Origin of the sequence: Jeotgalicoccus coquinae, from assembly GCF_014207425.1 — a bacterium.
Classification (GTDB): Bacteria; Bacillota; Bacilli; order Staphylococcales; family Salinicoccaceae; genus Jeotgalicoccus; species Jeotgalicoccus coquinae.
In genome coordinates, this window is the sequence record NZ_JACHFF010000001.1 from 1,236,802 (window position 1) to 1,256,762 (window position 19,961).

The window sequence follows — 19,961 nt, forward strand, 5'->3', positions numbered from 1 at the left end:
TCATACCACCTTCGGTGATTCTAGAATATATAAATAAATTTTATTTTAGTCGAAAAGATGTTGTGAGGAAGTGGGTTTGGGAATATGATATTACTCTCTCTTCAATATAATAGAGGTAGTAGAAAATCACACTCTCATAAGTATTTTTTAAATACCTTCTACACAAAACTAAAAACCAGGCACCTACTCAAATTCGTAGCACCTGGCTTATAGTTAACTTGTCATTTTCTTTTCAATTGCTAACGTTTCCCTATATTCTGCTGCTTCCGCTTGTAAATTGAAATCAATAGTCAAGTTACCGTAATCTTGAAGTTTAGACTCAATTTCCGTAATTGGAACTTTAAAGAATTCTTTTCTATTGTTAACCTTATTAACGCGATATTTTTCAAAATAATTATGTAACTCAGTCTCTAATTCATAAGCTTCATAACTAAATATTAGAGCATGTATATCGTAAACAAATGGTACAGATGCACTACTTAACTCTTTTATTCTTTCTATTGGTTCTAATCTTCTAGTTACACCAATCTTTAATACATCCTCACCAAAAGCGCCTATATTACTTATTATATAAACATATCCTGCGCTTGAATGGGCTTCTCTATAATCTAAATCTTTTTTCTCATGCTCTTTTTCTTGAATATTCTTTTCCGTTTCTTCTATTTCTTTTTCTAAATTAATTCTTTCGTCTTCTGAAACTGTATTTTTCAGTTTATTCTTAAGTGATTGCATTAAATTATTGTAATGAGAAATTTCCTTATCCACAATTTTTTTCTTTTCTTCAATTTCCTTGGCTAATTTTTTCTCTTCTCTTTCTTGTTCTCTTTGTAGTCGCATCTCTTCTTTTTCTTCTTCTTTTTTTCTAGCATACTCATAAGCCAAGTACAACTCATCGATTTTTAGATCAAGGTATTGAAATGTTATTGACACTTGCTGAGTAGTATTCAGTTTATTTAAATCAGCGTGTATTTTAATTATCCTTTTTTTTACACTGTCAAAATTTTGATAAGTTACTTTATCAATGAGTACTTCACACTCATTGTTAAACGATCTTAATATTTGTCTGATATTATTATTCAACATTTTTTTACCTTCAGCTTTACTACCGTTTACTGTCCAATTTTCATTATATTCAACGGCAGTTTTACTTTTAATCATTTGTTTTTGCTGATCTCTTTTTGCTTTTAACATATCTTTATACACTAATGCAGATGCAAAAGTATATTTTGGCTCATAGATACCATAATCCTGCATGCTAATATCATCATTAATAATATTAACTTTCTGTTGAAGTGTTTCTATCTCTTCAATTTTCATTCGTTTTACTTCTTCTAAATTAATTTGCTCATTTCCCAATTTATACTTTTTATGTTCAAAGGACTTAATTTCATTTTCAAATTTTTTCCTCTTTTTACTCAATTCATCATCTAACTGAGTTGATTGTTTCGTCTTCTCTTCTATACTTTTTTCAAGTTCTAAATAGTTCATTTCCTCAACTGTTCTATCTTTCTTTTTTAAATTCTCAAATTCTTTTGTTTTTTCTATTAATTTATTCCTTAAAATAAATAGGTACGCCACTAATCCGACTAGTAACAATAATATTAAAACTATCTCCATTAGTATTCATCCTCTTTTCTTCAATTTTTTATCAGCATAAACTAGTTTATTTTATTTACGCACTTTGCTTTCTCTCTTAACTAAATATTACAGTTATTTAATAATATTTCAATATCGAAATAATTTTAAAATAAGAGTTAACTAAATTTTACATTATGGTAAAATAGTATTTAAAGAGTAATATAATTGATTATATAAAAAGAAATACTATTTCTAACATATATATGATTATATAAAAATATTGTAGGGAGAGAAAATTATGTCAAACATGCATCTAAAAAGAAGTTTATCGCATCAGGATTTAATGATTTTAGAGAGTGAGATGGACAAGCACAAAAAAAGTAAACCTGTAGCATTTGTACTATGGTTATTTACTGGCGGTCTTGGTGGACACAGATATTATTTAGGAGATATAGGTTACGCTATTGCGATGACTCTAACTTTAGGTGGACTTGGATTTTGGGCTTTAATAGATGTATTCTTTATCTCTGGAAGAGTGGATAAAAAAGCTGAGATAAAAGAGCGTGAATTGATAGTGAGTTTAGGCATAGGCGGAAAGGAACTACAAGAAGAAGCAAGAATAGATTTAGAAATAAATTAATTTTTATCAATAAACTGGCTACTTGTAGAATTAATACACTCTAATTAGCCAGTTTTTTTAGAACTTAGAATATATCGTCACAAGGTATTTAAAATTTTTTAGTATTTTAGAAAATAAAAAAAGCTCAACCCCTATTGGGATTGAGCAATTATATTAACGGAGATGGAGAGATTTACAAACGTATATATATCAAGGGTTACGGTCGCTAGTTGACAATATGTTGACAGCCCATTAATTATTAAATCCGAGGTTCAACTCCCCGTTCTCGTTCCCAAATTGTCAAAAACATTAAAAATGCTATAATCAAATCAAATTTATTTCGAAAGGAACGACAATGATTACTATTGAATTCTTTTTAAAAGATTATATATGATCCGCTGCAAAACGAAACGGTAACCTGTCCCGAGTGCCAACATCAATATATCATCCAAATGAAACGGTATGACGTTGAGATTCAATTAGCCTGTCCCGAATGTCGCCATAACTATAGTCACTACAAATTCTATTACTGACTATTATATAGTAGAGAGTAGTTTTATCAATCAATGTCTTATTGCCTATATTTGTAAGTATTGCTATATTTAATTAAAATTGTTTTTTTGGAGGAAATAGAAGTGAAAAAATTATTTTTATTAGGTACGGCACTGATACTCGCATCTTGCAATAGTGAGGACAACGCACCTGTAGACGAGGAAGTCGATGCGTCAGTTGAAGCAGTAGATGAAACAGAATCTGAAAACATCGAGGTGAACGAGAATCCTAAACCGGGCGATCCTGTCGTATTAGTCAACGAAGAATCAGATGAGGGTTCGATGGCGATATTCTCAACAGATCATAACGGACAGTTAGTCCATGCAGACCTCATCGAAGCTTTAGACCATAATTCAATGACTGTAGATTACGGCGAAGGTGAAGTCGAAGCACGATTTGCACATATCGCAGATGTCTCGCACAGCGAAGAGTTTTCAGAACGTGGACGACTACGTATGACTGGATTTAACGAAGATACTGAGAGCGAAGTGATATTCGCAGCAGAACTGCTTGGGGAAGACTCCGACGGCACACCAGTCATGACGTTATGGTATCAACAGCCGGACACAACAAAGTGGGACTTAGTTGTCGTACAGGGCATCCTTTATGGCGACATGGCACTCTCTAAAGAAGATACAGACAGTGCATTCCTAGATAAGATGATTATGATGGAAAATGAAGCGAAGACCGATACGCATCTTGAGAGTATTCATGACAGCGGTATACTCAATGATGTAGAATTAAATTTACTGAACTAATTATATAAATAAAAACAAACCGCCTTTCTACATTAGTAGTTGGGCGGTTTTCTACATGCGAAGAAGTATATTTATAGGGAAGTAAACTTCATTTATGAACTTTTCAGAACCTCTAAAAATTCATTTTCTAAATACTCTCTTAAACCAGTGGCTTTAAATATCCAATCGCTGCCCTTACCTTTCGGGAACATCGTGAAAGGTTCAATCCTCTTTAAAATATCCGGCTGATTTAGAAAGTTTTGATTCAACCAGGTTCTTGACCGTCCTGTTAAACGTATTAAGTCCTTCATATAATAATATTGCCCAGTAAAATCTTGACTTTGCAGTTGTTCATAAACTTCCTTAGTAATTATTACATGAGTATCTGGGACTTCAATTTTCACTTCTAGGAACTGTTTCATCAGATCACCTCTTGATGACATTATAACGAACATACGTTCTGCGTGTAAAGACAAAGATAAGTCCCCGCTCATGTTCAGAGCCTTAAATATTGATGAAGAGCGCAGCAATCTACGTTTCTCTTTTAATATTGATCGTTGTGTATTAAAGATATATTGAATTGATAATTTAATATATTAAAATTCCAAATACATTAAGTCTTCATCATAATATTTTAATCCATCAAACATCACTTTTGGTTCAGTGCCATATTTTTTAAAACAAAATGACTCATATAAAGTTTTTGCTCTTAGATTTTCCGAGACGACCATTAAGTTAATTATTTCAAGACCTTCTATATTCCTTGCCTTTTCTAATATTAACTCCACTACACCTTTAGCTATTCCAGTCCCTCTATACTCTTTCTCACAATACATTCCTACCAACATACTTTTATGCTTATCTTTTTGTCCAGAATTTCTAATAAAAGTAGCTATACATACCAGCTTCTCGTCGCAAAAGCCTCCTACCACAAACTTTGAATCGGATGACTCCAAACGTTGTCTAAATTTTTCTGTGGTAAAGTTATTCTCTCTTTCATATGTAGAACCAAAAGCACTAGAATCTGTTTTTAATCCTTTAAGCCTTAATTCTCTAAAATCATTCACATCTTCTTCCGTTAAAACTCTTACATTCATACAATCTCCCCTTTGTTAAAAAAATGTGAGAAACTCGTTACCTTCGATTTTTATCTGATTCCCATAAATAGTGAACAAACCTCAACTTTTGACCATTCATTTCGAATATTTCTTCGTCAATGTCCACTTTTTTAAAATCGTTTTTTTCTAAAACTTTTTGCGAAGCATGATTAACACTTGTTGTTTTTCCAGGTATTTCCCTTAAAACAACAAAACCCCGTTAATCAACGTTTACAGTTGATTAACGGGGTTCTTAGGTTATTAGAAACGGAGATGGAGAGATTTGAACTCTCGCGCCGCGCAATGCGACCTATGCCCTTAGCAGGGGCACCTCTTCAGCCACTTGAGTACATCCCCATATGGCTCCACAGGTAGGACTCGAACCTACGACCGATCGGTTAACAGCCGATAGCTCTACCACTGAGCTACTGTGGAATAGTATGTATGTTTCAATCGAACAAGATTTATTATAGCAATGAACGTTAATTAAATCAACAGTAAACTTAATAATTGTTAAGTAAAATTTACATCATTGATAAATAATTAAACTTTCCCTCATCATATTCACTAGATTTTATTAATCTGATCGATTCCCCGCATGTATTTTAAGTATGTTTCACGCGCTGCTTCATTGATATACTGCATTTCCTGGCGCTGATGTTCGTATGATATTTTCGCTGACTCATCTTTACGGTACGTTTTCTCTTTAGCCAAATTAAATTTATAGTGAAGTTTCACTGCATTTAAATACTGGTTGTTAAATGAGCTGTATGAAATATCAATTTCCATCTCTTCATTGTTCTCAAATTTAACCTTTGTATTCCCATTATAATCATAATAACTGTCGATGTATCTTAAATTAAACCAGGAGTTCTCAGTTACACGGTCCGAATGCGTGCAGAAATATATGTATGAACCGAATAAATCGAGAATGATTGGATGCTTAGATCGTATACCGGATAAACTTCTCGTTAAATCTTTACGGGAAGCATAAGTCTGAAAATGGTACTTGCAGTTGTGCTCTAAAATTTTATTTGGTATAGAAAAACATTCAATAGGCTCTCCATATAATTCCCCTACTACACTTTCCGTATAACGTCCGTGAGTTTTAGCAATAATATACATCGTTTCATCATTAATAATATAATGCTGTCTGCTCATATTTTCCCCCTGTAATTTTTATTATAATCAATATATCACAGAATATTTAAAATGTTAACTAATATCTTTAAATGTTGTCTAATGTTTAATTAATATCTTTTGATGTTAATTGTCAGAATATATAAATATAAGATTCTCATTATCATTGACCTAAATGAGAATGTGGTATATAATCTGGTTAAAGATAGTTTTGAGAGGGGTAATTCAATATGGGCAGACCAGTTTATCCTGCAAATCAATTAAGAGGCTTCATCAACACAATTAATGACTTATCAGCAGATCTTGTTTTGCAAGAATCCATGTACCATTTTAATGTAAAATTATATAATGCAAAAATAGAAGAATCACTCATCGAGAAAGACGAAGAGAAATTTATAAAGTATACTACTTTACTAAAAGAACTGTAATAGATGTACATACAGATTGCCCGGCCATTTTTGGCTGGGCTTTTTTGTTTATAAGTATCCAAAATGACTTTACGTGTACCTTGATAAAACTACGAGGGGCATCAGACAACTCCGGTGTTCTTCGTCGACTCCACGAGGGACGCTAGCCCACCCAAACACAAAAAACCGGCACTTTTCAGCACCGGCTCTCCAAATTCAATCTTTATGATATTAAATCTAAAAATTCTTCTCTCGTAATGCGCCCTAAATAGTGGCTGATATCCACATCTTTAATTGCTTCTTCAATGTGCTCACGGTTGTGCTCCACTCCGATCAGCAGATTCTCAATGTCCACGACTTCCCCAACGCCGAAAAAGTCTCCGAAGATTTTCGCGTGTTCGATGCGGCCGCCTTTAACTTCCAGTCTCACGTCAAGCAAGCCTGCTGCGTATTTGTGCGAGTTGTCATAGTTATATTTAGGGTTCTTGCCGTAGTTCCATGACCACGTCTGGTATTTTTCTTCTGACAGCTGGTTAATTTTTGCCCAGTCGTCGTCTGACAGTTTATATTCTTCAACGTTTTCCAGTCCGCCGAATATTTTATCGAGAATTCTTTCTTTAAATTCTTCGATATCAATTTTCTCATCCAGGTAGTCGTTAATATTTCCGACGCGTGCACTTACCGATTTAATTCCTTTTGACTGGATTTTCTTCGGATTCACTCTCAATGCATTCTGCACTTCTGAAATATCACTTTCAAGCATTAATGTGCCGTGTGAGAACATACGCCCCTTCTGTGTGAACATTGCGTTCCCTGATACTTTCTTGCCGCCTTCGATCTCAATGTCGTTGCGTCCCGACAGCTCAGCGTTTACACCCATTTCTTTCAGCGCTTCAACAATCGGCTGCGTAAATTTTTTAAAGTTATGGAAGCTGTCCCCGTCGTCTTCTGTAATGAAGCTGAAGTTCAGATTACCTTCGTCGTGGTACACTGCGCCTCCGCCTGACACGCGTCTGACCACTTTAATGCCGTGTTCTCTAATATACGGTTCGTTAATTTCTTCAATTGTATTCTGGTTTTTACCGATAATAATCGACGGCTGGTTTACATAGAATAAAAAATAAGAGTCATCCGTTGGAATTTCTCTTAATATATATTCTTCCATGGCCAGATTAATCATCGGATCTTTGATGTCGTTGTTCGAAATAAATTTCATTATATTTCCCCCTGGTACATAATAAAAGACCTGCCTCTATTATAATAGAAACAGGTCTTAAAATCATATTTTACTTATTCAATATTTTTTCTGCAGTGTTTTTCGCAGTCAGCACACAGTCAGGGAGCCCGACCGCATAGTGCGATGCACCAATTAAGTGCAGTCCCGGATAATTTTCCGCAGCATACTTTTGAATATCGTCGATGATATATTTATGTCCGACAAAGTAATTCGGCATTGCATTCATCATGCGTGTAACAATCGTGAACTCAGGTTCACCATCCAAATCCATGATTTTATCGAGGTCTTCGCGTGCCAGACGGACGATGTCTTCATCCGACTTCTCATGGACGATAAAGTCCCCCGGGCGGCCTACATAAGCACGCAGGAGCGCCTTGCCTTCCGGCGTGGAGTGTTCCCATTTTTTATTCGTCCACGTACATGCAGTGATCGATGTATCCATGTTGCGGCTGATGACGAAACCTGTACCTTCAATCGTATTTTTCACCTGCTCGGCATCAAATGCCATCACAACTGTCGCAACACTCGTTGCTTCCATATGTTTGAAGTATTCAAATTCCTTATCTTTAAACCAGCGTTTGTACTGGAAGTGCGGCGTTGTGACGATTACTTCATCATAATGATGCGTGCCGCCGTCTGCCGTGAGTTCATAGCCGTCTTCAGTTTTTTCAATCGCAGTCACATCGAAATTGAAATGAATCTGCCCGCCGCGCTTTTCGTTTTCACTGACCAGACGGTCGATAAACGACTGCAGTCCGTTTTTAAACTGCAGAAAAGCACCCGTTTTCGTCTTCGGAGCTGCCGGCTTGTCTTTCTTTTCAGCCATCAGGCCTTTCATCAGACTGCCGTATTCTTGTTCCGTCTCTTTGAAATTCGGGTACGTCGACATTAAGCTCAGCTTGTCGATATCTGTACCGTATACTCCTGCTAAAAGCGGTTCAATCATATGCTCAAGAAGATCGTTCCCGAAACGTGCACGGAAGAATTCACCTACTGAAATATCTTTATATAACGGCATCGCAGGCTTGATAAAATCAAGTCCTGCACGCAGTTTCCCTGTCCACGACACTAAATCGGTAGTTAAGAGCGGAGACAGCTCCATAGGTACACCAAGCATAGTCCCTTTAGGCACCGGTGACAGCTTATTTTTGGCATAGATATACGCCTGTCCCGTCTGATTGCGGACCAGCGTATCACCAAGTCCCACTTCGTGAGCGAGCTCTGTCATAACTTCTTTACGCGCTAAATAAGACTCAGGTCCGAGCTCAATCGTATAACCGTCACGGATATGAGTATTGACTTTGCCGCCGGCGCGGTCCGACGCTTCGTATAAATCAACTGTCAGATCTCCGCCGTCTTTTAACAGATAATGCATCGCTGACAATCCTGTGATTCCTGCACCTACTATCGCTACTCTTTTCACTTTTAACGCCTCGCTTATTACAATTTGATTAATTCGTTAACCATTGCCTGAATGAAACGTGAATCTGTGTTCGGCATTGCCGGTCTGTGGTATACAGCACCGATTTCATCCGTCACAACTTTACACTCGTAGTCGTTATCGTATAACACTTCCAGGTGTTCACATACAAATCCAAGCGGAATATAAACGAAGTGCTTAAAGCCGTGTTCGTTGTATAATTCGCGTGTTAAGTCCTGCACGTCCGGTCCAAGCCATGGATCCGGCGTGTTGCCTTCCGACTGCCAGCCGACAAAATAGTGACCTTTGTCAAAACGTGCTTGAATTAAATCTTTAGTCGCTTCAAGCTGACCAGGGTATGGATCATTATGTTCTTTAATCTTCTCAGGAAGACTGTGTGCACTTACTACAATCGCAGTTTTATCCGCTTCGTCAGCAGGAATTTCTTTCTCGAAAGTCGTTTCAAGTGCATCAACCCAGAAATCGATAAACGGCTTCTGCTCGTAGAATGATTCTACAGACTTAACTGTAATGCCGTATTTTTCCGCTTCTTCCACTGCGCGTTTGTTATATGAACCGACAGAGAAGTTTGAATAATGCGGTGCAAGCACTACGCTGTATATTTCTTTAATGCCTGCTTCACTGATTTCTTTAACAGAGTCTTCGATGAACGGGTGAATGTGTTTCAAACCGATAAACAGTTCGAACTCATCTTCACTTTGCTCATTTAAAGCGTCGGCAAGTGCTTTTGCCTGACGTTCTGTTGTATCAGCCAGCGGAGAAATACCGCCGATTGCTTCATAACGGTCTTTTAAATCCTGAAGTGCTTCTTCACTCGGCTTTCTGCCGTGTCTGATGTGTGTGTAGTACGGCTCGATATCCGATTCTTTGTACGGTGTGCCGTAAGCCATTACTAATAGTGCTTTTTTCTCTGCCATATTTAAAATCACAATCCTTTACTGTGTGTGTGTACTAATTCTGTCAGTCGTTTTAAAACATCCGGATCTACTTCAGGGAAGACGCCGTGTCCAAGGTTGAAGATATGTCCTGTTCTGTTTCCTTCTTCAACGATTTTCTTCGCGCGTTCTTCGATTACTGACCAGTCCGATAATAATAATGCCGGGTCAAGGTTACCCTGCAGTGCTTTCGTAATTCCAAGTTCACGCGCCTCGTTAATCGACATTCTCCAGTCGAGTCCAAGTACGTCACTTCCGAGCTTATCCCACTCTGTTGCCAGGTGGCTTGCCCCGATACCGAAAAGAATAACCGGTACATTTTGTGCTTTCACAGCGTTAATAATTTTTTTCATGCCAGGTGCAAGATAGAAGTTGTAGTCCGCTTTATTAAGCGCACCGCCCCATGAGTCAAAAATCTGAATGACACTTGCTCCTGCTTTAATTTGTGCAGTCAGGTAAGATATGCTCGTTTCAACAAGCTTATCCATTAATTTGAACCAGAGTTTCGGGTTCGAATACATCATCGTTTTCGTACGGTGATAATTTTTAGACGGTCCGCCTTCGATCATGTAACTTGCGACCGTAAATGGCGCGCCGCAGAATCCGATAAGCGGAACATTTAATTTTTCCTGAGTTAAAATCTGGATTGCTTTATATACATAGTCAAGATCTTTAAACGGATCAAGCTCTCCAAGGTTCTCTACGTCTTTTTCCGTGCGGATAGGATTATGTATTACAGGCCCTACTCCGGACTTGATTTCAACATCAATACCGATTGGTGCGAGCGGTGTAATTATATCTTTATATAGCACTGCCGCATCAACATTATAGTTATCTACAGGTGTAGCCGTGAGATAAGCAGTCAGTTCAGGTTGTTTTGTAATTTCAATTAAAGAATATTTTTCTTTAACTTTGTTATATTCCGGCTGCGAACGCCCAACCTGTCTCATAAACCAAACTGGTGTATGTTCTGTCTTTTCTCCGCGTGCTGCTCGAATGAGTGTATCATTAAACACAGTGGTACCCCCTAATATTTATATGTTCATACAGTTACACATTTTAACACATTCTTTAGAACAATTATTAATTACGGGCAAGTTGTCAAAAAATCGTTCTATTTGAGATTTGTTTAACATTGCATTATTTCAGGTATATACTGGTTAACATAACTAAAAACAAGAGGTGAAGCACAGTGTATTTACACGCAACTACGGGAACGATTGATTTTATGACGTCCCTGCAGGAGAAAAATCCTCATGTATCCATCAGTGCAAGAGGACCGGAAGCCATTTTATACTATGAGGATAATAATGAAAAATCAATCTTCTCAACGAATATGACTTATGAAGTATTAAATGAGCAGGGTTCACTTGATGAAGAGCTGCCATTGTCCATGTATTATATTCCTGCTGCAGGAGACGGTACACATTCTTTACGCGGCCATTTAAGTGATCTTGCTGAAAAATTAAGAACAGTTAACGGTGTTGTCTCATACAGAGTCGGAATTAACACACGTGATGAAAATTATCTCGTACTGATTAAATGGGCAGACATGAGTATTTACAACGACTTTAAACACACTGACGTTTATGAAAAATACTTAACATCCGAATCATTGAAAAGTTTCCGCAACGAAGAGTCACTGTTCGGCGACTTTTTATCCTCTAAGCTTTACTACAACATTGAAAACAATGAATATACTGAAGAAGAAAAAGAAGAACTCGGCGATTAATCGCTGAGTTCTCTTTCTTTTTTATAGATTGATTTTGATAATACTCTGTTTAACATGTAGCCCCACAGCGGGAATGCGAGTACATAAATAAACTGCGCAGGATGCGTCACGATAAACATGACTGCAAACAGCAGCGTAATGACAAACACAATTTTGTGGGAATATCTGATATAGCTGTCCTGTATATACGTTCTTGAGACCGGCCATACTTTCGGCCAGAGCAGATAGGCCTGCGCTGTATAAATCTGCGACATCTGCAGCACGATTAAATAAATACCGAACAGGCTGAAGATTAATGAAACATACAGGTTGCCGATCCAGAACATAATAATGAAGAACAATATTATGATGCGGAGCACAATCATCGGCAGATCATGGTCACGCATAAACGAGCGGTAAAATAAATATTCGTACATATACTTCTTATTAAATTTATCTGTTTTCGGTTCCCATAGCAGTACATCGAGAATGCGTCTCCGTTTAAATGCCTTATCGATCCGCTTCACGTTCGTAAACATGCTGACAGTCTGATAATACTGCTGCAGCGCCTCTTTTTCATACTGCACGTAATTCAGCCACGACAATGTTTTAAATGAACCTTTCTTCATCACCACTGTAAATATAATAATGAATAACAGTCCTGCGGCTGTAAAAACCGGATTGATAAGCACGAGTATCAGCGAGACGAAGTTAACAACGATTAACGCTGCTGTCACCGTCCACTTTTTAAAGTCGGTATTAACCGATAAACGTCTGATATTAAATGCACTGAAGTACAACAGTGCTGACAGTAAAAAGAACAGCACAATCGATGTTAAATCATGTCCGATTGATAACAGAATCAGTACTGCAACTGATGCAATGACAGGCAGTGCAAGACCAAGTGACAGACTGTAAATGTCCGCCCGTTTAAAATAAGCTGTCATCTTCTTCTCGTACGGCGGCAGAAACAGCATATCCGCTTCTTTTAACAGCGTTCTGTATTTCGGCAGCAGCACGACGGCCATTAACAGTGCACACAGCGCGTCGATATACGTATTCGGTTCAAGCGTCTCCCTTAAACCGAGCAGCGTATAAAGCAGCACCCCGCCTGCAATCATTAAGAAGACGAGGAAATGGCTGTTAAAAATAAACTTGCCGTAATAGCTCCGTATTTTTACATCTTCTTCCATACGCGTGTTAAACAATTTACTGCTCATGACGTTTCCCGCCAGTCAGTTTGATATACACATCATCAAGCGTGCCTTCGGTAAGTCCTGTAAGCTCTCTCAGCTCAGGCAGCGTACCGTCCGCAATTTTGCGCCCCTGGTCGATAATGATATACCGGTCGCAATAACGTTCCGCCGTTGCGAGAATATGTGTACTCATTAAAATTGACCGGTTTTTATCGCGTTCGGAAATCATCAGTTCTATTAATGATTCGATACCGAGAGGATCCAGACCGAGAAACGGCTCATCGATAATATAGAGTTCCGGTTCAACGATAAATGCACAGATCAGCATGACTTTCTGTTTCATCCCTTTGGAGAAGTGGCTCGGGAATGTGTCTTCCTTATCGTCCAGACGGAAGCGTCTGAGCAGCGGCCCTTTCCGTGTTTCTGTTTCTTCCGGCGTCAGTCCGTATGCCATTGCCGTCATATTAATATGTTCCCGGAGTGTGAGCTCCTCGTAAAGAATCGGTGATTCCGGAATATAACCCAGATGTCTGCGGTATGCTTCAACATCCGATTCAATTGTCTTATCCATTACTTTAATGTCACCGCTGTGCGGTCGCAGGAGGCCGAGGATATGTTTTATCGTCGTACTTTTACCTGCACCGTTTAAACCGATCAGTCCGATAATTTCACCGGATTTTATATTGAAAGAGATATCGTGAATGACAGGTTCTTTCGAATACCCGCCTGTTAGCTGATTAATTTTTAATACCATCGTCTGACTTCCTTTTAAATAATTCTAATTATTTGTATACTGATACTTAAGTAAAACTATATCATAAGTTTTTAATGGAGGATATTGAGATGAATAAGACAATTTTCGAAAAAATTATCGACAGAGAAATACCTGCCAACATTGTGTATGAAGATGATCATGTAATTGCGTTTATGGATGCATTCCCTATCGTTAAAGGTCATACGTTAGTCGTACCTAAACAGCCGATTGAAAATATTTTCGACCTCGATGAAGAAACAGGCGCAAAATTAATGAGTGTTATTACGAAAGTTTCCAATGCGGTTAAAGATGCATTTGAACCTGCCGGCTTAAACGTTGTTCAAAATAACGGCGCTTATGCTTCGCAGTCGGTATTCCATCTTCACTTCCACATCATTCCGCGCTACAAAGAAGAACACGACGGTTTCGGCTACAAATGGGTCAGCATAGAAGATGACAACAACACCCCGGAAATCCGTTCAGACGTTGAAGCGGCAATTAAAAATAAATTAAATGAATAAGTAATATTAAATCAGGGTATATTAATTGAGATAAAGGATGTGAATGAATTTATGAAACTTAAAAATATTGGTGTAGGATTCGCAGTCGGAATTACAGGCGGCATGCTCATATCCTTTTTAAACGCACCTAAATCAGGCAAAGAACTTCAGCAGTCATTAAAAACAGGTTCAAATGACTTAAAATCCCAAATGGATCAGCTGAAAATTGAAGGTGAAGAAATTAAAAACTCTTTCCTTAAAACGAAACACGAATCAAGCGAGGTCTTCTCTACTCTCGGCGACGAAGTAAAATCGATGATTTCAAACTTCCAGGCGGATATCAACCCTAACATCGAAAGACTGCAGGGTAATATCGAGAATATCTCGAATAAAGCAGAAACTGCGATGGCCGAAGTTCAGGGCGACGACAAAAAAGATGACAGCGATAACAACTAGCTTTTAAGAAAAAAACAGAATATTTACAAAGGACGGTGTGTTTAAGTTTGTGCACCGTCCTTTTTATATGATATATTATGCCTTGTATATGCAACCGGGAGGAGACGTTTAAGAATGAAAAAGAAGTTAGCACCATTTATATTAGGATTAGGTTTAGTAAGCCTTGCTGCGTGCAGCAATGAAGGTGAAGAAAATACAGATCAGGCTTCAACAGAAGAAGGAGATGTAGAATACGGCAACGTTCTGGCAACGAGTGATGCGGGAGATATTACCGCTGATGACGTTCTGAATCAGATTGGAATGAATCAGGTCGCAAACCAGACTTTCCAATTAGTACTTGATAAAGTATTAACTGATAAATACAGTGAAGAATTAAATATGGATGAACTTAATGAACAAATCGATACTGAAATCGAACAATACGGCGGCGAGGATAACTTCGCAATGATGCTGCAGCAATCACAGCCTGGAATGACTGTAGATACATACAAGCAGCAGCGCGTATCCAATGCATTAAATGACTTATACTTTGCTGATCACTTTGAAATCACTGATGAAGAAGCATTCGACAGTGTAAGAAAATCATCGCACATCCTCGTATCATTCGCTGAAGAAGGCGAAGAAGATGCTGAAGGTGCTGAATCAGGTGAAGGTGAAGAAGAATCTTCAATGACTAAAGAAGAAGCAAAAGCACATGCTGAAGACTTAAAATCACAGCTTGAAGACGGTGCAGATTTCGGCGAACTGGCAACTGAGCACTCCGACGATACAGGCAGTGCACAGAAGAACGGTGAACTCGGGTTTGTAAGCAAAGGACAGATGGTTGAAGAATTCGAAACAGCACTATTCGAACTTGAACCTGGTCAGATTTCAGAACCGGTTGAATCACAATTCGGCTACCACATCATTCTAAATGAAGATGTGTCACTTGAAGACACACCAAAAGAAGAATTGAATACAATCAAAACTACGCTTGTTAACCAGAAAATCAAAGAAGATCCAAGCCAGGCACTTCAGGCATACCGTGATCTGTTAGAAGAGTACAATGTATCATTTGAGAACGAAGAAATTCAGACGTACATTGAAGATACATTCCTGAGCGCTGACGAAGCTTTAGAAAAAGCACAGCAGGAAGACGCAGCAGCTGAAGAAGACTCAGAAGGTGCACCAACTGAGGAGAACGCTGAAGAAGAAGCAGCGGACAGTGAAGAAGACGCTGAGTAATTTATTTTAATGACGCAAAACCCGATGGGTTTTGCGTTTTTTTCTTTGTTGGAGGACGACGGCGGTTTCGAGTACTCTTTAAAGGACGACACCGCTTCGCCGTCGTATTCCAACGCCTCTTAAAGGACGACACCGCTTCGCCGTCGTATTCTAACGCCTCTTAAAGGACGACACCGCTTCGCCGTCGTATTCCAACGCCTCCTAAAGGACGACACCGCTTCGCCGTCGTATTCCAACGCCTCTTAAAGGACGACACCGCTTCGCCGTCGTATTCCAAACTCTCTTAAAGGACGACACCGCTTTACCGTCGTATTCCAACGCCTCCTAAAGTACGACACCGCTTCGCCGTCGTATTCCAACGCACCTTAAAGGACGACACCGTTTCACCGTCGTATTCCAAACCCTCTTAAAGGACGACACCGCTTCACCGTCGTATTCCAAACCCTAAAAAAACAAAAAATCCCCGCATTTCTGCGGGGATTTCAACTCAATTCATATTAAAAACTTTCCGGACGATAGAAGTTACGTGATTCAAGCGGGAAGATTCTTTCTGTGAATGAACCTTTATTCGCTTTATCAATGTGTTTATCCATCATCATAATACGCGCATCGATGTTATCGATAAAGTGCAGGATTTCTGCTTCTTTAATCATCGGCACTTTCGGTGAACCGTATTCCAGTTTGCCGTGGTGGCTCAGAATTAAGTGTTTTAATAACATTACTTCTTCGCCTTCGATGTTCAGCTGATCTGCGACTTTCGTAATTTCTTCTGTTGCGATTACGATATGTCCGATTAGATTTCCTTCATTTGTATACGTCGTACCAATCGGTCCGCTCAGTTCTTTTACTTTACCGATGTCGTGCAGAATAATTCCGCTGAACAGAAGACTTCTGTTTAACGTCGGATAAATATCGCATAATGAGTCTGCCACGCGGAGCATGTAATAGACATGGTACGCAAGTCCGGACACGAAGTCGTGGTGGTTCGTCATTGCTGCCGGATAGTATGAAAACTCTTTGCGGAACTTAGTGAGCAGCTGACGTGTTATGCGCTGCAGGCTGCCGTTCTCGATTTTCAGACAGTAGTCCAATATTTTATCGTATAGTTCGTCACCGTCAATCGGTGCTTTTTCTACGAAATCTTTTGCTGCAAGTCCGTCTTCCGGTGTTGCCAGACGGAAGTTTGCAATCTTCATCTGTTTTTTTCCGCGATAATCGATAATATCGCCCTTAACTTTTACAAGTGCTTCCGGCACGAGTACATCGATGTCTTTCGGTGACACATTCCAGTGCTTCGCTTCGACTTCACCTGTTCTGTCCTGCAGTACAATTGTCATGTACGGCTTGCCCTGCGTTGTTACGCCTTGCTGGCTGCGTTTAATTAAGAAAAATGTATCTACTGAATCTCCAGGCTGTAATGATGAAATATTATTCATTACTTAACCCTCCTACTTCGTTTTTTCTTTTAGTTTGATTGTTTGAGCAGATGGAATACTCGTATTTAAATTACATGTGAAGTACAGCACCTGATCGTCTGATTTACTTCTAAAGTAATCAAGTATCGTTCTCGTACGCTCACTGTCGAAATGGACGAATGCATCGTCGATAATAATCGGCAGCTGGTAGTAGCCTTTTAATGCTCTGATAAGGCTTAGGCGCAAGCTGATGTACAGCATTTCTTTCGTCGACTGTGACAGTTCCAGAGGATGGAATACCTGTCCATTTTTGTGTTTAACGAAAATGCCTTCGTCACTGTAGATAACATTAATATAACGGCCTTTCGTAACGAATTCAAATGTTTCTCTCGCTTCTTCTATTACTATCGGCAGCCGTTCATCTTTGATCGCCTTAATATGCGTCTCAATTAAGATTCGGATATATGTTAATGACATATATTCTTCTGCCAGACTCTGCACGACACCTTTACGCATACCGTAAAGATGATTCAGCTCACTCAGCTTGCCGTCGCTTTCAAGCAGTTTGATTTCATTATTGATTTCAACCAGCGACTGCTGTTCCAGCTGAATCTGTTCGTTCAGGTTATCCAGCTGATCACTGATATTGTCCTCATCAGCTTTCAAATCAGCTAATAGACGCCCGGACAATTCATTTCTGAGGTCATAATCAAAATGTTCTTCGTCCAATTTATCACTCAGTTCTTTAAAACTGTTGACGTTTTCAATATATTCACTGTGTTTTCGAGCATAGTAATAGTATTCTTCTTCGTCATCCGCATCGACATAGTCGAGGAGCTGATTTAATTCGCGCTGGGATGATGCGTTGCGTTCTTCAAGGACGGTAATTTCATTTTCCAGCAGGTCGGCCTGTTCGCGCAGACGATAGTACATCGACTCGTCTTTTTGCAATTTGGCTGCAAGCTGTCCCGCTTCATGGAAAATTGATGTCTTATTGTAATGAATGCCGAATGCACCCACTTCTTCACTCACTCTTGTATCAAAGTCATTCAGACGCTGTGTAATGCTGTTAAGTTCCTGCTGTTCGCGGTTAATCTGGTGACGTTTCTGTTTAATCTGACGGATTGTATAAATCGCATCGACGATATATTTGTCATCCAGATCCGGATTTACTTTTAATTTCTGTTTCACTTCAGCAAGCTGAATGTTTAAATGATCCTGATTCGCTTCGTTAACTGACAGCGTTTCTTTCAGATCATCCAGTTTAACAGAAAACGAGTTGCGTTTCGCGCGCAGACTCTTCAATTCCTGACGGAGATCTTTTGCATCATCGATATCAAAGTCGATATTATACTCTTCTTTCAGCGTATTAATATCATCCTGCAGCGTATCGACTTCCTGCTGGTAATCGGTCTTCAGCGTATCCTGTTCCCTGTTGTTCGTAATTACGAGGATAAAGAGCGCTGCCGCTCCGACAGCAAGGCCTAATCCGCCGTACAGGTAGCTGTTATTAATGATAAACATTACACCGATGGAAATCGCAATTACACTGATTGTAATAATCAGCGCCGCCTGCCAGTTTTTAACTCTGTCACGTTCACGTTTTTCGCGTTCGTAATCTTTTTCAATCAGCTGGTACATGCGTTTCTTCTCAACAAGTTCAAATTCGCGGTCCAGCACTTCGCGTTTCTTCTTCATTCGCGTATCATCGATCTGATTTTTCTCAGACTCTTCGATTTCCGCATCGAGCTGTTTTATATCCGCTCTCAGATGGTCGATTTCACGAATTAAATACTGTTCTTCCAGCATAATCTCATCGTATTTCGACAGCAGTGACTGCACCGATTCACGGACGATATTTGAATCGTCCACATCTGGATGCTCTTCCTGCCAGCCGATATCTTTTTGCAGATTCATAATCTCATTTTCAAGATTTGCCGCAGAGTTCGTTAAACGCACCACTTCAAGGTTCTGCTGTTTAATTTCCGGTTCTTCTTTCTGCAGTGCTTCAAGATAGCTGACCATCGCTTTGTCCGGCAGTCTTACGTGCTGAATTTCAGCAATCAGCGACTTGAGCTTTTCCTGACGGAGACCGATGTCTCTTGCAGACTGTTTAATGTGGTTGTAAAGCGACTCATAGCGTTCAATACCCCGTTCAGGGAAGTTTACCGGCTCGATATTAAGTTTGCTCTCAAGCTGCTTCCAGTCCTTAATATCTTTATGATACATAACTTCTTTCATCTTCTGTTTGCGGATCATTTCCATCTGGTGCATGGCATGCTTTTTGGCATTTAAACTCTCAAGCGTTTTGACCTGGTCATTAATTAACGACTTATAATCGTCTTCATGTTTTTCAAGACCGCGGATTTTATCGCTTAAGTCATTTAAGTCCTGGAGCTCCGTGTTGATTACGGGATTAATACCGTTTCTCTTATAGAGCGTCTTCAGCTCTTTATCGATGGCACTCAGCATTTCATCGTACTCGTGGGAACCGAGCGCACCTGCACGGAGCAGGTACTCTTGAAGCTTGTCTTCGGTCATATTTTTATGAATGTCCTGCAGACCGAGTACATCAAATGAAAATATTGAGCGGTATGTACGCTTGTCGATATAGTTCATTTTTTTAGTGAGCCATTCCTCACCTTTAGTTGTACCGTCTTTAAAGTAGATTTTTACATCACCCTGGACTTTACCTTTGAGTCTTTCGATTTCAACCGGTTCCGGTTCATCTTTAAATTGAACTGTCAGTTTGCCTCCGTATAAATTATGCATACGCGGTTCGCGCCTTGGTTCCGCTTCTTTTTTAGTCGGAAACCCGAACAGCACGGAATGGATAAAGGACATCATCGTCGACTTGCCGGCTTCGTTTTCGCCGAAAATCTGCACAAAGTCCTGATTCGTATTAAATTCCTGTTTAATAATTTTACCGTAGCCGTATATATTTACTGATAGGATTTTCATA

At 39.2% G+C, this 19,961-nt stretch carries 19 protein-coding genes and 2 tRNA genes; 7 read left to right on the plus strand and 14 right to left on the minus strand.

The window, feature by feature from the left end:
- Positions 1-213: 213 nt before the first annotated feature.
- Positions 214-1,617 (minus strand): SNIPE associated domain-containing protein, encoded by a 1,404-nt coding sequence (locus tag HNR41_RS06035; protein WP_208454862.1) that lies wholly within the window; start codon positions 1,615-1,617, stop codon positions 214-216.
- 259 nt (positions 1,618-1,876) lie between these two features.
- Between HNR41_RS06035 and HNR41_RS06040 the strand changes: the two genes are divergently transcribed.
- Together HNR41_RS06040 and HNR41_RS06045 are read left to right on the plus strand one after the other, a co-directional pair.
- The gene (locus HNR41_RS06040) at positions 1,877-2,218 is read left to right on the plus strand and encodes a TM2 domain-containing protein (RefSeq protein WP_184282678.1); all 342 of its coding nucleotides are present in this window, start codon (positions 1,877-1,879) and stop codon (positions 2,216-2,218) included.
- A 614-nt stretch (positions 2,219-2,832) separates the two neighbouring features.
- Positions 2,833-3,507, plus strand: coding sequence for a hypothetical protein (locus HNR41_RS06045; RefSeq protein WP_184282680.1), 675 nt, complete (start codon positions 2,833-2,835; stop codon positions 3,505-3,507).
- A 92-nt stretch (positions 3,508-3,599) separates the two neighbouring features.
- Here HNR41_RS06045 and HNR41_RS06050 read toward each other — a convergent pair whose 3' ends face one another.
- The 5 genes from HNR41_RS06050 to HNR41_RS06070 form a co-directional block, all read right to left on the minus strand.
- Complete coding sequence (locus tag HNR41_RS06050; protein ID WP_184282682.1) at positions 3,600-3,908, minus strand: DUF771 domain-containing protein; 309 nt, start codon at positions 3,906-3,908, stop codon at positions 3,600-3,602.
- 174 nt (positions 3,909-4,082) lie between these two features.
- Positions 4,083-4,583 (minus strand): GNAT family N-acetyltransferase, encoded by a 501-nt coding sequence (locus HNR41_RS06055; protein WP_184282684.1) that lies wholly within the window; start codon positions 4,581-4,583, stop codon positions 4,083-4,085.
- Positions 4,584-4,851: 268 nt separating this feature from the next.
- Positions 4,852-4,940 (minus strand) — tRNA-Ser (locus HNR41_RS06060).
- 3 nt (positions 4,941-4,943) lie between these two features.
- Positions 4,944-5,018, minus strand: a tRNA-Asn gene (locus tag HNR41_RS06065).
- A gap of 132 nt (positions 5,019-5,150) precedes the next feature.
- Entirely contained in the window at positions 5,151-5,744 is a 594-nt protein-coding gene (locus HNR41_RS06070; protein ID WP_184282686.1) for a competence protein ComK, read from the minus strand.
- 209 nt (positions 5,745-5,953) lie between these two features.
- On the opposite strand from HNR41_RS06070, the gene HNR41_RS06075 reads away from it, so the two are divergent.
- A complete protein-coding gene (locus tag HNR41_RS06075; RefSeq protein WP_184282688.1) occupies positions 5,954-6,151 on the plus strand; it encodes an IDEAL domain-containing protein in 198 nt (65 codons plus the stop codon).
- 202 nt (positions 6,152-6,353) lie between these two features.
- Here HNR41_RS06075 and lplA read toward each other — a convergent pair whose 3' ends face one another.
- The 4 genes from lplA to hemE form a co-directional block, all read right to left on the minus strand.
- Positions 6,354-7,346, minus strand: a complete 993-nt coding sequence (gene lplA / locus HNR41_RS06080; protein ID WP_184282690.1) for a lipoate--protein ligase — start codon at positions 7,344-7,346, stop codon at positions 6,354-6,356.
- A gap of 70 nt (positions 7,347-7,416) precedes the next feature.
- Complete coding sequence (hemY, locus tag HNR41_RS06085) at positions 7,417-8,790, minus strand: protoporphyrinogen oxidase (RefSeq protein WP_184282692.1); 1,374 nt, start codon at positions 8,788-8,790, stop codon at positions 7,417-7,419.
- 17 nt (positions 8,791-8,807) lie between these two features.
- Positions 8,808-9,725, minus strand: coding sequence for a ferrochelatase (hemH, locus tag HNR41_RS06090; protein ID WP_184282694.1), 918 nt, complete (start codon positions 9,723-9,725; stop codon positions 8,808-8,810).
- An 8-nt stretch (positions 9,726-9,733) separates the two neighbouring features.
- Positions 9,734-10,759, minus strand: a complete 1,026-nt coding sequence (hemE, locus tag HNR41_RS06095; RefSeq protein ID WP_184282696.1) for a uroporphyrinogen decarboxylase — start codon at positions 10,757-10,759, stop codon at positions 9,734-9,736.
- 176 nt (positions 10,760-10,935) lie between these two features.
- On the opposite strand from hemE, the gene HNR41_RS06100 reads away from it, so the two are divergent.
- Positions 10,936-11,475 carry a hypothetical protein gene (locus tag HNR41_RS06100; RefSeq protein ID WP_184282698.1) on the plus strand — a complete coding sequence of 180 codons (540 nt, stop codon included), beginning with the start codon at positions 10,936-10,938 and terminating at the stop codon, positions 11,473-11,475.
- Here the strand turns inward: HNR41_RS06100 and HNR41_RS06105 are convergent.
- Together HNR41_RS06105 and HNR41_RS06110 are read right to left on the minus strand one after the other, a co-directional pair.
- A complete protein-coding gene (locus HNR41_RS06105) occupies positions 11,472-12,674 on the minus strand; it encodes an ABC transporter permease (RefSeq protein ID WP_184282700.1) in 1,203 nt (400 codons plus the stop codon). The genes HNR41_RS06100 and HNR41_RS06105 overlap by 4 nt on opposite strands.
- Positions 12,664-13,404, minus strand: coding sequence for an ABC transporter ATP-binding protein (locus HNR41_RS06110; protein WP_184282703.1), 741 nt, complete (start codon positions 13,402-13,404; stop codon positions 12,664-12,666). The genes HNR41_RS06105 and HNR41_RS06110 overlap by 11 nt, the downstream gene beginning before the upstream one ends.
- 89 nt (positions 13,405-13,493) lie before the next feature.
- Between HNR41_RS06110 and HNR41_RS06115 the strand changes: the two genes are divergently transcribed.
- The 3 genes from HNR41_RS06115 (at position 13,494) to HNR41_RS06125 (ending at position 15,584) form a co-directional block, all read left to right on the plus strand.
- Positions 13,494-13,925 (plus strand): HIT family protein, encoded by a 432-nt coding sequence (locus tag HNR41_RS06115; RefSeq protein WP_184282705.1) that lies wholly within the window; start codon positions 13,494-13,496, stop codon positions 13,923-13,925.
- A 51-nt stretch (positions 13,926-13,976) separates the two neighbouring features.
- Positions 13,977-14,360, plus strand: coding sequence for a YtxH domain-containing protein (locus HNR41_RS06120; RefSeq protein ID WP_184282707.1), 384 nt, complete (start codon positions 13,977-13,979; stop codon positions 14,358-14,360).
- Between the two features lie 114 nt (positions 14,361-14,474).
- A complete protein-coding gene (locus HNR41_RS06125; protein ID WP_184282709.1) occupies positions 14,475-15,584 on the plus strand; it encodes a foldase protein PrsA in 1,110 nt (369 codons plus the stop codon).
- Positions 15,585-16,081: 497 nt separating this feature from the next.
- On the opposite strand, the gene yhaM is transcribed toward HNR41_RS06125, so the two are convergent.
- The gene (yhaM, locus tag HNR41_RS06130) at positions 16,082-17,020 is read right to left on the minus strand and encodes a 3'-5' exoribonuclease YhaM (RefSeq protein WP_184282711.1); all 939 of its coding nucleotides are present in this window, start codon (positions 17,018-17,020) and stop codon (positions 16,082-16,084) included.
- Between the two features lie 12 nt (positions 17,021-17,032).
- The gene (locus HNR41_RS06135) at positions 17,033-19,960 is read right to left on the minus strand and encodes an ATP-binding protein (protein ID WP_184282713.1); all 2,928 of its coding nucleotides are present in this window, start codon (positions 19,958-19,960) and stop codon (positions 17,033-17,035) included.
- Position 19,961 lies beyond the last annotated feature (1 nt).